The 13,551-nt window shown below is 69.4% G+C and carries 9 protein-coding genes; all 9 read right to left on the bottom strand.

The window, feature by feature from the left end; all coding sequences use genetic code 11:
* Nucleotides 1-71: 71 nt before the first annotated feature.
* Nucleotides 72-851 carry a triose-phosphate isomerase gene (tpiA, locus tag FS532_RS01555; protein WP_144749718.1) on the bottom strand — a complete coding sequence of 260 codons (780 nt, stop codon included), beginning with the start codon at nucleotides 849-851 and terminating at the stop codon, nucleotides 72-74.
* Complete coding sequence (locus FS532_RS01550; RefSeq protein WP_144749716.1) at nucleotides 848-2,065, bottom strand: phosphoglycerate kinase; 1,218 nt, start codon at nucleotides 2,063-2,065, stop codon at nucleotides 848-850. The genes tpiA and FS532_RS01550 overlap by 4 nt, the downstream gene beginning before the upstream one ends.
* Before the next feature lie 4 nt (nucleotides 2,066-2,069).
* The gene (gap, locus tag FS532_RS01545; protein WP_144749714.1) at nucleotides 2,070-3,074 is read right to left on the bottom strand and encodes a type I glyceraldehyde-3-phosphate dehydrogenase; all 1,005 of its coding nucleotides are present in this window, start codon (nucleotides 3,072-3,074) and stop codon (nucleotides 2,070-2,072) included.
* A 256-nt stretch (nucleotides 3,075-3,330) separates the two neighbouring features.
* The gene (whiA, locus tag FS532_RS01540; protein WP_144749712.1) at nucleotides 3,331-4,311 is read right to left on the bottom strand and encodes a DNA-binding protein WhiA; all 981 of its coding nucleotides are present in this window, start codon (nucleotides 4,309-4,311) and stop codon (nucleotides 3,331-3,333) included.
* 76 nt (nucleotides 4,312-4,387) lie between these two features.
* Nucleotides 4,388-5,290: an RNase adapter RapZ gene (gene rapZ, locus FS532_RS01535; protein ID WP_144749710.1), complete on the bottom strand. Its 903-nt coding sequence runs from the start codon at nucleotides 5,288-5,290 to the stop codon at nucleotides 4,388-4,390.
* Between the two features lie 112 nt (nucleotides 5,291-5,402).
* The gene (uvrC, locus tag FS532_RS01530) at nucleotides 5,403-7,454 is read right to left on the bottom strand and encodes an excinuclease ABC subunit UvrC (protein ID WP_144749708.1); all 2,052 of its coding nucleotides are present in this window, start codon (nucleotides 7,452-7,454) and stop codon (nucleotides 5,403-5,405) included.
* The gene (uvrA, locus tag FS532_RS01525) at nucleotides 7,455-10,484 is read right to left on the bottom strand and encodes an excinuclease ABC subunit UvrA (protein WP_260852495.1); all 3,030 of its coding nucleotides are present in this window, start codon (nucleotides 10,482-10,484) and stop codon (nucleotides 7,455-7,457) included.
* 48 nt (nucleotides 10,485-10,532) lie between these two features.
* Nucleotides 10,533-11,447 carry an SDR family NAD(P)-dependent oxidoreductase gene (locus FS532_RS01520; RefSeq protein ID WP_144749706.1) on the bottom strand — a complete coding sequence of 305 codons (915 nt, stop codon included), beginning with the start codon at nucleotides 11,445-11,447 and terminating at the stop codon, nucleotides 10,533-10,535.
* Complete coding sequence (gene uvrB / locus FS532_RS01515) at nucleotides 11,437-13,509, bottom strand: excinuclease ABC subunit UvrB (RefSeq protein WP_144750774.1); 2,073 nt, start codon at nucleotides 13,507-13,509, stop codon at nucleotides 11,437-11,439. Before uvrB ends, FS532_RS01520 begins: the two co-directional genes overlap by 11 nt.
* Nucleotides 13,510-13,551 lie beyond the last annotated feature (42 nt).

Below are 13,551 nucleotides of genomic sequence, written 5' to 3'. Positions count from 1 at the left end.
ACCGGACCGGGCCCGCAGGCCGGGCGTGGCTCAGGCCGGCCGTGCGGACACGGCCGGCCTGAGCACGGTTGTCAGAGTCCGACGTGCTGCCGGAAGCGCGCGATCGCCGCGAACTCCTGCACGTCGAGCGAGGCGCCACCGACGAGCGCGCCGTCGATGTCGGGCTCGCGGAGGAAGCCCGCGATGTTGCCGGACTTCACCGAACCGCCGTAGAGCACACGGGTCTCGGCTGCGGCCTCGTCGCCCCAGGCCGCGGCGATCCCGCGACGCAGTGCGGCGCAGTCCTCCTGGGCCTGCTCGGCGGTCGCGGCCTGGCCGGAACCGATCGCCCAGACGGGCTCGTAGGCGACGACGATCTCGGACGGCTTCACCGCGTCGAGTACGACCTTGAGCTGCTCGACCGGCACGACACCGGCCCCGCGCTCCTCGCGCTGCTCGCCCGTCTCACCGACGCAGACGACCGGCACGAGACCGTGCTTGACGGCCGCGGCGGTCTTCGCGGCGACGACCTCGTCGGTCTCCCCGTGCAGCGTGCGCCGCTCGGAGTGCCCGACGATGACGTACTGCGCGTCGAGCGCTGCCAGGAACGCACCCGACACGTCGCCCGTGAAGGCTCCCGAGTCGTGCTGCGAGAGGTCCTGCGCACCGAAGCGGATCGGGAGCTTGTCGGCCGAGATGAGCGTCTGCACGCTGCGGAGGTCGGTGAAGGGCGGGAACACCGCGACCTCGACGTCGTCGAAGTCGTGGCGGGCGTCCTTCAACGTCCACGCGAGCTTCTGCACCGTGGCGATCGCCTGCAGGTGATCGAGGTTCATCTTCCAGTTGCCAGCGATGAAGGGCGTACGGGTCATCGAGTCCACCCCAGGGCTTCGAGACCGGGGAGCGACTTGCCCTCGAGGAACTCGAGGCTCGCACCGCCACCGGTCGAGATGTGGCCGAACTGGTCGTCCGAGAACCCGAGGGACCGGACGGCAGCAGCGGAGTCGCCACCGCCGACGACCCCGAGGCCGTCGACCTCGGTGAGCGCCTGCGCGACGGTCTTCGTGCCGGCGGCGAACGCCGGGAACTCGAACACGCCCATCGGGCCGTTCCAGAACACCGTCTTCGAACCGGACACGGCCGAGGCGAAGCGCGCCGCCGTCTCCGGGCCGATGTCGAGACCGATGCCGTCGGCGCCGAACGAGGACGACTCGATGGCGTCCGCGGCGACCGTCTCGTGCTGCGCGTCTGCCGCGAACCCGGAGGCCACGACGACGTCGGTCGGCAGGTCGATGGTCACGCCGAGCTCCTTCGCCCGCGAGAGGTACTCGCGGACGACGTCGAGCTGATCGGCCTCGAGCAGCGACTTCGCCACCCCGTGGCCCTGGGCCGCGAGGAAGGTGAAGAGCATGCCGCCCCCGATGCACAGGGTGTCGACCTGCGGCAGGAGGTGGTCGATGACGCCGAGCTTGTCGCTGACCTTCGAACCACCGAGCACGACCGTGTACGGCCGCTCCGGATCCTTGGTCAGCCGCTCGAGCACCCGCAGCTCGGTCTCGATGAGCGAACCGGCTGCACTGGGCAGCGCGGACGCGAGTTCGTAGACCGAGGCCTGCTTGCGGTGCACGACACCGAAGCCGTCGGACACGAAGGCGTCCCCGAGGGCTGCGATCCGGTCCGCGAAACCGCCGCGCACGGCGGCGTCCTTCGAGGTCTCCTCCGGGTTGAAGCGGAGGTTCTCGAGCAGCAGGACGTCGCCGTCCTCGAGGGCCTCGGCGGCAGCGGTGGCCTCGTCGCCGACGGTCTCGCCGACGAAGGTCACCTCTTTCCCGAGCAACTCGGACAGCCGCTGGCCGACCGGGGCGAGCGAGAACTCCGGCTTCGGTTCGCCGTCAGGGCGCCCGAGGTGGGAGATCACGATGACGCGCGCGCCGGCGGTGATCAGGGTGTTCAGGGTCGTCAGCGACGCCCGGACGCGGCCGTCGTCCGTGATCGTGCCGTCCTTGAGCGGGACGTTCAGGTCACAACGGACGACGACGCGCTTGCCGGCGAGGTCGCCGAGGTCCTCGAGGGTGCGGAGCGCCATCTGCTTAGAGCCGCTCGCCCACGTACTCGGTGAGGTCGACGAGGCGGTTCGAGTAGCCCCACTCGTTGTCGTACCACGAGGTGATCTTCACGAGACCACCGATGACCTTGGTCAGGCCGGAGTCGTAGATCGAGGAGTGCGGGTCCGTGGTGATGTCGGTCGACACCAGCGGGTCCTCGCTGTAGAGCAGGATGCCCTTGAGGGGGCCCTCAGCGGCCTCCTTGTACGCGGCGTTGATCTCGTCGACGGTGACCTCGGACTTGGTCTCGAGGGTGAGGTCGGTGATCGAGCCGGTCGGGACCGGGACGCGGAGCGCGAAGCCGTCGAGCTTGCCGGCGAGCTCCGGCATGACCTGGCCGATGGCCTTGGCGGCACCGGTCGAGGTCGGGACGATGTTCAGCGCGGCCGCACGGGCACGACGGGGGTCCTTGTGCGGGCCGTCCTGCAGGTTCTGGTCGGCGGTGTAGGCGTGGACCGTGGTCATGAGGCCACGCTCGATGCCGAACTTGTCGTTGAACACCTTGGCGAGCGGCGCGAGGCTGTTCGTGGTGCACGACGCATTCGAGATGATGTTGTGGTTCGCCGGGTCGTACTGGTCCTCGTTCACGCCGAGCACGATGGTGACGTCGTCACCCGTGGCCGGGGCGGAGATGATGACCTTCTTGGCGCCCGCGTCGATGTGCTTCTGCGCATCGGCGGCCTTGGTGAAGAAGCCGGTCGACTCGATGACGATGTCGACGCCCAGCTCGCCCCAGGGGAGGTTGGCGGGGTCGCGCTCCGCCAGGACCTTGATCGCCTTGCCGTCGACGACGATGTTGTCGCCGTCGAGCTCGACGGACTTGCCGAGACGACCCGTGATGGAGTCGAACTTCAGCAGGTTCGCCAGTGCGGCGTTGTCGGTGAGGTCGTTCACCGCAACGATCTCGAGGTCGGAGCCCTTCGCGAGGGCGGCCCGGAAGAAGTTGCGGCCGATACGGCCGAAGCCGTTGATACCGATCTTGACGGTCAATGGATCTCCTGGTGGGTGTGGAGCGCCCAGGGGGCGCTGCTTTCGGAGTCACAGGCCCTTCGGGCCCGCGTGTGGTGGACGATACGCCCCGTAACGTCGCCGTAACGACCCTAGCAGTCGGACACTGCCAGACCGCGCGGGATGACGGTCCGTCCGGACGGTCGCGAGCGGCGCCCTGGACGCACCCCACGAACGGACGGGAGGCGCGGTGCCAGCTGGCACCGCGCCTCCCGTCCGGTGGTCGGAACGCGACCGATCAGGCTCCCTCGAGCTCCTCGGGAACGCTGGCCTCGGTCCCCGGGATGCCGAGGTCCGACGCCTTCTTGTCGGCCATCGCGAGCAGTCGGCGGATGCGACCGGCGATGGCGTCCTTCGTCATCGGCGGATCGGCGTGCTGGCCGAGCTCGTCGAGCGACGCGTCGCGGTGCTGCAGGCGCAGGGCGCCGGCGTACTTGAGGTGGTCCGGGACCTCGTCGGCGAGGATCTCGAGCGCGCGCTCGACGCGAGCGCAGGCGGCGACGGCGGCCTGCGCCGAGCGGCGGAGGTTCGCGTCGTCGAAGTTGACCAGGCGGTTGGCGGTGGCGCGGACCTCGCGGCGCTGGCGCATCTCCTCCCACTCGGCGGTGGTGCGCGCGGCACCCATCACGGTGAGCATCTGACCGATGGCCTCGCCGTCGCGGATCACGACGCGGTGCACCCCGCGGACCTCACGGCCCTTGGCGGCGATGCCGAGGCGCGACGCGGCACCCACGAGCGCCATCGCTGCCTCGTTGCCCGGGCAGGTGACCTCGAGCGCGGCGGCCCGGCCCGGGTCGGTGAGCGTGCCGGCGGCGAGGAACGCACCGCGCCAGATCGCGGCGAGGTCTTCGCGGTTGCCGGTGGTCAGGCGGTTCGGCAGGCCGCGGACCGGACGGCGGCGGGCGTCCATGAGGCCGGTCTGCCGGGCGAGGGTCTCCCCCGCCTCGAGCACGCGCACGAGGTACCGGGTGCCACGACGGGCGGACGCGGACGACCCCACCGACGCCTCGCTCCGCACGCCGTACAGCTCGGCGAGGTCCTTGCGCACACGGTGCACGATGATCCGGGTGTCGAGTTCGACCTCGACCGCGATCCGGCCCGAGATGACGTGCAGGCCGCCCGCGAACCGCAGGATGGTCGCGAGTTCGGCGGCGCGGACCGTGTTGCGGTTCACGACGACCCGGGCCAGTTCGTCCTTGACCTCGGCAGTCAACGGCACAGCATCATTCCTAACGTTTCTTCTGGTGGGGTCCGCGTGCCCCGGCGCACGTCGTGTGGAGCGGCCGGAGGGACGGTCACTCCCGGCCGAGATCTCGGTTCTTCACACGCACGGCGACGTCGGGCATCCCGCGGAGGATGTTCGCCAACTCGGCGACGATGGCGACCGAGCGGTGCTTCCCGCCGGTACAGCCGATGGCGATCGTAGCGTGTCTTTTGTTCTCGCGCTGGTACCCCTCGAACACCGGCTCGAGGACATCGGCGTAGCGATCGACGAAGGAGCGGGCTCCGGGCTGGGCCAGGACGTAGTCGGAGACCGGGGCATCGAGGCCCGTGTGCGCCCGCAGTTCCGGGACCCAGTAGGGGTTCGGCAGGAACCGCACGTCGGCCACCATGTCGGCGTCGGCGGGCAGTCCGTACTTGAAGCCGAAGCTCATCAGCGTCACCTGAACACCCACGAAGTGGTCGTCGGCAAACTGCTCGGTGACCGCGTTCGCGAGCTGGTGGATGTTCAGGTCGGAGGTGTCGATCACGACGTCGGCGGCCTCGCGGAGCGCCGCCAGCCGACCACGCTCGCGGGCGATGCCGTCGAGCAGGGTGTCCTCGCCCTGCAGCGGGTGCGGTCGACGGACCTGCTCGAAGCGTCGGACCAGGACGGCGTCGGTCGCCTCGAGGAAGAGCACGCGGACCCTCGCTGAAGCGGACTTCCGCACCTGTTCGACGGCCTGCTCCGGGTCCGTGAAGAAGCGCCCGCCGCGCACGTCGACGACGGTGGCGATCTTCGGGATCTTCTCGCCCGCGCGGTCGGCGAGCTCGGTCAGCGGCGCGAGCATCTGGGTCGGCAGGTTGTCGACCACGTACCACCCGAGGTCCTCGAGGGCCTTGCCGACCGTGGACCGACCGGCGCCGGACATGCCGGTGACGATGAGGATGTCGTGCTGCTGCGGCGATCGTGTCGCTGCCTGGGCGCTGTCGGTCATCTGGGAGTGGGCTCCGTCGTGGCGGCCCGGGCGCGGCGCGTGTGTCGTTCCGGCTCGGGGAGGTCTCGGCTGCAGACCAGGCTATCGCCCGGACGGGAGGCGCGGGGCTGCGTCACGACGGGAGGTGCGGTCCGTCATGGGTCACCTCGGGGACCCGCACCGGGCCTCCGGGGAGCGGCTGGCCGTCCGGTTCGGGTGCGCTGCCCGGTTCCGGCGTACCGCCCGGCTCCGGTGCGCTGCCCGGCTCCGGCACGCTCGTCGCGGGTGCGCTCGTCGGGGTCTGCGCCAGCTTGGTGACGACCGCTGCGGCGGTCGCCGGCCCGACACCGTTGACCTCGCTGATCTCCTCGGCGGTGGCCTCGCGCAACCGCGCGACCGACCCGAAGTGCTTCAGCAGGGCATTCACCCGCGTCGGACCGAGTCCGGGGATCTCGGACAGCCGCGACCGGACGTCGCGCTTCCGACGCGTCCGCTGGTGGGTGATGGCGAAGCGGTGCGCTTCGTCGCGGATGCGCTGGATGACGAACAGCGCCTCGGAGTTGCGCGGCAGGATCACCGGGAAGTCGTCGTCGGGCAGCCAGAGCTCCTCGAGTCGCTTCGCGATCCCGACCAGGGCGATGTCGTGCACGCCGGCGTCGTCCATCGCGCGCTTCGCGGCCTGCACCTGCGGCTGCCCGCCGTCGACGATGAGCAACTGCGGCCGGTACGCGAACCGCTTGGTCGGCTTCGAACCCTCGACCACCTCGTCGCTCGTGACGTCCGGCACGTCGGGCAGTTCGGCGTCCTCGTCCAGGCGTGCCAGGCGCCGGCTGAGCACCTGGTACATGCTGTCGGTGTCGTCGGTCGTCTCGGCGATCGAGTACCGCCGGTACTGGTCCTTGCGCGGCAGACCGTCCTCGAACACGACCATCGAGGCGACGACGTTCGTGCCCTGCAGGTGCGAGATGTCGTAGCACTCCATGCGGAGCGGTGCCTCGGTCATGCCGAGGGCGTCCTGGATGTCCGCGAGGGCGGCAGAACGGGTCGTGTAGTCGGCCGAGCGCTTGGTCTTGTAGAGCATGAGGGCCTGCGCCGCGTTCTGCGCCGCGGTCCGCGCGAGGCCCGCTCGGTCACCGCGCTGGGCCGTGCTGAGCTTCGTGCCGCGTCCGCCACGCCGTTCGCTCAGCCACTGCTGCAGGGCGTCGGCGTCCTCCGGCAGCTCGGGCACGACGACCTCGCGCGGGGGTTCCTCGACCGCGTACTGCCCCTGCACGATCTGCTCGATGAGGTCACCCGTCGAGATGTCGAGCTCCTTGTCGACCACCCACCCGCGGACACCGCGGATGCGCCCGCCCCGGACGGAGAACAGCTGCACGGCGGCGGCGAGTTCGTCCTCGGAGATGCCGAACAGGTCGAGGTCCACCGAGTCCCGGAGCACCACGGCGGACTTCTCGAGCACCGCCTCGAGCGCGCCGACCTGGTCGCGGTACTTCGCGGCCTGCTCGTAGTCCATGGCGTCGGCCGCGGCGCCCATCCGCTGCCGCAGCGTGGTGATCACCCGACGGTCGTAGCTGCCCATGAAACGGACGAACTCCTCGACCATGGCCCGGTGCTCTGCGATCGTGACCTTCTGCGAACACGGACCGCCGCACTTGCCGATCTGACCCGGGAAGCACGGCTTCCCCGTCTGCATGGCCTTCTTGTACGACGAGTCCGAGCAGGTGCGGATCGGGAAGACCTTGATCATCAGGTCGATGGTGTCGTGCACGGCCCAGATCTTCGGGTACGGCCCGAAGTACTTCGCGCCCTTGATCTTCCGGTTCCGCGTGACCATCACCCGCGGGGACTCCTCGCCCAGGGTGATCGCCATGTACGGGTACGACTTGTCGTCGCGGAACTTGACGTTGAACGGCGGATCGAACTCCTTGATCCACGTGTACTCGAGCTGCAGCGCCTCGATCTCGGAGCCGACGGTGGTCCACTCGACGCTGCGCGCCGTGAGGACCATCCGCCGCGTCCGCTCGTGCAGCGTCGGCAGCGGCGCGAAGTAGTTGCTCAGCCGCGCGCGGAGGTTCTTCGCCTTGCCGACGTAGAGCACCCGACCGGCCTCGTCGCGCCAACGGTAGACGCCCGGGTCGGTCGGGATCTCACCGGCCTTCGGGCGCCACGGGACGGTGTCCGCCACCTATCGAGCACCCGCCTTCTGCTTGCTGGGCTTCTGCGCCTTCTGCGATGCCGTCCGGGCACCGACCGCCTGCTGCTTGCCCACGCGCGCGTCCTGCGCGTCGAAGATCTCCTTGAGGAACACACCGGTGTGGCTCTCTGGCACGTTCGCGACGTGCTCCGGGGTGCCGGTCGCCAGGACCGTCCCGCCACCGGAACCGCCTTCCGGGCCCATGTCGATGAGCCAGTCCGCCGACTTGATGACGTCGAGGTTGTGCTCGATCGTGATCACGGTGTTGCCCTTGTCGACCAGGCTCTGCAGCACCAGCAGCAGCTTCCGGACGTCCTCGAAGTGCAGGCCCGTCGTCGGCTCGTCGAGCACGTAGACGGTCCGGCCGTTCGAGCGCCGCTGCAGCTCGGTCGCGAGCTTCACGCGCTGTGCCTCGCCACCGGAGAGGGTCGTCGCGCTCTGCCCGAGCCGGACGTAGCCGAGGCCGACGTCGACCAGGGTCGCCATGTAGCGGTGGATCGCGGAGATCGGTTCGAAGAACTCGGCAGCCTCGCTGATCGGCATGTCCAGGACCTCGGAGATGTCCTTGCCCTTGTAGTGCACCTGCAGCGTCTCGCGGTTGTAGCGCGCACCGCCGCAGACCTCGCACGCGACGTAGACGTCGGGCAGGAAGTTCATCTCGATCTTGATCGTGCCGTCGCCGGAGCAGTTCTCGCAGCGGCCGCCCTTGACGTTGAAGCTGAAGCGACCGGGCTGGTACCCGCGCGCCTTCGCCTCAGGGGTCTCGGCGAACAGCTGACGGATGCGGTCGAACACACCCGTGTACGTCGCCGGGTTCGACCGCGGCGTGCGGCCGATCGGCGCCTGGTCGACGTGCACGACCTTGTCGAGCTGGTCGAGGCCCTTCACGCGGATGTGCTTGCCGGCGATGTGCCGGGCCCCGTTGAGCTGATTGGCGAGCACCTTGTAGAGGATGTCGTTGACCAGCGTGGACTTGCCCGAGCCGCTCACCCCGGTGACCGCGGTGAAGACGCCGAGCGGGAAGTCCGCGTCGATCGACTTGAGGTTGTTCGCCCGCGCTCCCTGCACACTGATCGTGCGCTTCAGGTTGACCTTGCGGCGCTCCGCCGGGACCTCGATCGCGCGTCGGCCGGCGAGGTAGTCCCCCGTGATCGACTCGCGGTTCTCGATGATCCCCTCGTAGGACCCCGAGTGCACGACGTTGCCGCCGTTGACGCCCGCGCCGGGGCCGATGTCGACGACCCAGTCCGCGGTGCGGATGGTGTCCTCGTCGTGCTCGACGACGATCAGGGTGTTCCCGAGGTCCTTGAGCTTCACCAGGGTGTCGATGAGCCGCCGGTTGTCGCGCTGGTGCAGGCCGATGCTCGGTTCGTCGAGGACGTAGAGGACGCCGGTCAAGCCGGAACCGATCTGCGTCGCCAAACGGATGCGCTGTGCCTCGCCACCGGACAGGCCGCCGGCGCCGCGTGCGAGCGTGAGGTAGTTCAGGCCGACCTCGAGCAGGAACTCGAGGCGCGCCCGGATCTCGCGGAGGACCGCCGCCGCGATGTGCGCTTCGCGCTCCGTCAGCGTCAGGCTGTCCATGAACGCGTACGCGTTGTCGAGGGACATCTCGGTGACGTCCGCGATGCTCCGACCGTCGACCGAGACCGCGAGGACCTCGGGCTTGAGGCGCGTGCCCTCGCAGACCGGGCATGGGACCTCGCGCAGGTAGCCCTGGAACCGCTGCCGCTGCGAGTCCGACTCGGCCTCGGCGAACTTGCGCTCGATGTAGGGCATGACGCCCTCGAACCCGCTCGTGTACCGCATCTCGCGGCCGAAGCGGTTCCGCCAGGACACCGACACCTGGAAGTCCTTGCCGGTGAGGATCGCTGCCTGGACCGACGCGTCGAGCTTGCTCCACGGGGTGTCCAGGTCGAAGCCGAGCTCCTTGCCGAGACCGGCGAGGAGCTTCTCGAAGTACGAGTAGAGCCCGCTCGTGCCGGTCCAGGGCAGCAGCACGCCGTCACGCAGCGACGCCTCGGGGTCGCCGAGGACGAGGTCCGGGTCGACGGACATGCGTGTCCCGAGGCCGGAGCACTCCGGGCAGGCGCCGAACGGTGCGTTGAACGAGAAGGTCCGCGGCTCGATCTCGGTGAGTGCCAGCGGGTGGTTGTTCGGGCACGACAGGTTCTCGGAGTAGGTCCGGACCGCGCCGGGCCCCTCGGCGTCGACGAGGTCGATCGCCACCGTGCCGTCGGTCAGGCGCAACGCCGTCTCGAGCGAGTCGGTGAGGCGTCCGAGGATGTCCTCGTTGGAGACCAGTCGGTCGACGATCACCGAGATGTCGTGCTTGACCTGCTTCTTGAGCTTCGGCGGGTCGCTGAGCTGGATGCGCTCCCCGTCGACGATCGCGCGGGCGTAGCCGGACGCCGCGAGCTCCTGGAAGAGGTCGACGAACTCGCCCTTCTTCTTGGAGATGACGGGCGCGAGGACCTGGAAGCGCGTGCCGGACTCGAACTCCATGAGCTGGTCGGCGATCTGCTGCACGCTCTGCTTGCTGATCACCTCGCCGCAGACGGGGCAGTGCGGGATGCCGATGCGCGCCCAGAGCAGACGCATGTAGTCGTAGACCTCGGTGATGGTGCCGACGGTGGAGCGCGGGTTGCGGTTCGTCGACTTCTGGTCGATCGACACCGCTGGCGACAGTCCCTCGATGAAGTCGACGTCGGGACGGTCGACCTGCCCGAGGAACTGGCGCGCGTACGCGGAGAGCGACTCCACGTAGCGACGTTGCCCCTCGGCGAAGATCGTGTCGAACGCGAGCGAGGACTTGCCGGATCCGGACAGGCCGGTGAACACGACGAGCGAGTCCCGCGGGATCTCGAGGTCGACGTCACGCAGGTTGTGCACGCGAGCACCCCGCACGCTGAGCGTCGAGGTGCTGTGGGGTGCCGTCCCGCCGGGGAGGTGGAGGTCAACGGGCTCGCCGAAGGCGTTCCGGCCCGAGGTCGAGGTACCGCGGTCAGAGGTGATGGTCATCGTCGTCGATTCTACGAAGCGGCACCGACATTCGGCCGCGATGGACGGTCAGACGAGTGCGTCGAGAGCGAACGCGACCCCGGAGGCCCGCTCACTCGCGGCCCAGAGCCGGGCTGCCTCGGTGCGGTCGTGGGCCTTCGGTTCGGCACGGACGACCGCCGCGGGTCCCCGCAGCTGCATCCAGCCGTCGGGTCCCCAGTACTGCCCGGAGCGGACACCAGCGCCCACCGCGGCGTGCACGAGGGGCTCCGCACCAGCGTCCTTGCCCTGGGCGTACAGCCGCTGCGCCGGGCGGGTCCACGCCGGCTCCGACCGCGAGGCCGCGATGTCCGGTCGCTCGGGGGCGAGGACGTCGAGCGAGAACCCCGGGTGCGCGACGACGCTGGCGACGGTCGACCCGGCGTCCGCCAGCCGTTCGGCGAGCTCGAAGCCGAAGAGCATCACCGCGAGCTTGCTGCGGCCGTACTGCCGGTAGCTCGAGTAGCGACCGGCCCCGAGCGGGTCGGCGCCGTCGAGCCGCGCCCATCGGTGTGCGATCGACCCGAGGTGCACCACTCGCCCCGACCGAGCCTCGAGCAGCGGGAGTGTCAGCGCGGTCCACGCGAAGTGCCCCAGGTGGTTCGTGCCGATCTGCAGCTCCGTGCCCTGCCTCGTGGTCTGCATCGAGGTGGACCCGACCACGCCGGCGTTGTTGACGATCGAGTCCACACCGTCCGGTTCCAGCCGCGCGAGTTCGTCGGCACCGGCCCGGACGCTGTCCAGGTCGGCCAGGTCGAGGTGCACGTGCCCGAGGTCGGCGTCCGGCACGTGGCGACGGATGCTCCGCTCGGCTGCCGCGGCACGGGTCGCGCTGCGCGTCGCGAGCACCACGCGGTGCCCGGCGTCCGCGAGCTGTTCGGCCGCGAAGTACCCGAGGCCGGCGCTCGCCCCCGTGACGACGACGGTCCGACGGTCAGCTGACATGGCCGGCGGACTCCATCTGCCGCAGTGCCTTCTTGAGGTCCTGCACCTCGTCGCGAAGGCGGGCGGCCAGCTCGAACTTCAGCTCGGCCGCGGCCTGCAGCATCTGTCCGTTGAGGTCGCCGATGGTCGCCTCGAGCTGGGTCGCGCCCTCGCCCGCGATGCCGCCGCGCTTCAGGTTCGGCGTGGGCGAGCGGCGACCGTCGGCGCCGGGACGTCCCTCGAGCAGCGCCTTCGTGTCGTCGTTCTCGCGCTGCAGCACCTCGGTGATGTCGGCGATCTTCTTGCGGAGCGGCTGCGGGTCGATGCCGTGCTCGGTGTTGTAGGCGACCTGCTTCTCGCGACGGCGGTCGGTCTCCTCGATCGCCTGCTTCATCGAGTCGGTCATCTTGTCGGCGTACATGAGCACCTGGCCCGACACGTTGCGGGCAGCTCGACCGATCGTCTGGATGAGCGACGTCGACGAGCGGAGGAAGCCCTCCTTGTCGGCGTCGAGGATGGCGACCAGGGAGACCTCGGGCAGGTCGAGGCCCTCGCGCAGCAGGTTGATGCCGACGAGCACGTCGTAGACGCCCTGGCGGAGCTCGGTCAGGAGCTCCACGCGCTTCAGGGTGTCGACGTCGGAGTGCAGGTACCGGACCCGGACGCCGGCGTTGCCGAGGAAGTCGGTGAGTTCCTCCGCCATCCGCTTCGTCAGCGTGGTGACGAGCACACGTTCGTCCTTGTCGACGCGCTGCTTGATCTCCTCGAGCAGGTCGTCGATCTGGCCGTCGCTCGGCTTCACGACGATCTCGGGGTCGATCAGGCCCGTCGGGCGGATGATCTGCTCCACGACGCTGTCGGTCACGCCGAGCTCGTACCGCCCCGGCGTCGCCGACAAGTACACCTTCTGCCCGGAGCGCTCGAGGAACTCCTCCCACGTCAGCGGGCGGTTGTCGAGCGCACTCGGCAGGCGGAAGCCGTGTTCGACGAGCGTGCGCTTCCGGGAGGCGTCGCCCTCGTACATCGCACCGATCTGCGGCACCGTGACGTGCGACTCGTCGATCACGATGAGGAGGTCGTCGGGGAAGAAGTCGAGCAGGCAGTGCGGCGGCTCGCCCGCGCCACGGCCGTCCATGTGCCGCGAGTAGTTCTCGATGCCGGAGCAGAAGCCGATCTGCTCCATCATCTCGATGTCGAACGTGGTGCGCATCCGCAGCCGCTGGGCTTCGAGCAGCTTGCCCTGCCCCTCGAGTTCGGCGAGGCGCTCGGCCAGTTCTTCCTTGATGGTGCCGATGGCCCGGTGCATCACCTCGGTGTCGGCGACGTAGTGCGACGCCGGGAAGATCGACACTGCGGGCATGTCCTCGATCACGTTGCCGGTGAGCGGGTGCAGGTACGACAGCGCCTCGACCTCGTCACCGAACATCTCGATACGGATCGCCTGCTCTTCGTACATCGGGATGATCTCGAGCGTGTCGCCGCGGACCCGGAACGTGCCGCGGGCGAAGTCGACGTCGTTGCGCTGGTACTGCATCGCGACGAACTTGCGGACGAGCTGGTCGCGCGAGATCGTCTGGCCGACGTGCAGCGCGACGGACGCGTTCATGTACTGCTCCGGCGTCCCGAGACCGTAGATGCAGGACACCGTCGACACCACCACGACGTCGCGCCGGCTGAGCAGGGAGTTCGTCGTCGAGTGCCGGAGCCGCTCGACCTCGGCGTTGACCGAGGAGTCCTTCTCGATGAAGGTGTCCGTCTGCGGGACGTACGCCTCGGGCTGGTAGTAGTCGTAGTAGGAGACGAAGTACTCGACCGCGTTCTCCGGCAGCAGGCTGCGGAACTCGTTCGCGAGCTGGGCCGCGAGCGTCTTGTTGTGCGCGAGGACGAGCGTCGGCCGCTGCACCTGCTCGATGAGCCAGGCGGTGGTCGCGGACTTGCCGGTACCGGTCGCACCGAGCAGCACCACGTCGGTCTCACCGGCGTTGATCCGTCCCGCGAGTTCGGCGATCGCCGCGGGCTGGTCGCCGCTCGGCGAGTACTCGCTGATGACCTCGAACGGGCGGACCGCGCGCGTGGGCTCGATTGACACTGCCATGGCTCCAACGGTAGTCGGGACCCCTGACAC

This window comes from Curtobacterium pusillum (assembly GCF_007673235.1).
GTDB lineage: Bacteria > Actinomycetota > Actinomycetes > Actinomycetales > Microbacteriaceae > Curtobacterium > Curtobacterium pusillum_C.
Note: the sequence above shows the minus strand (reverse complement) of the source record. Positions and strands in the feature narration are given on the sequence as shown.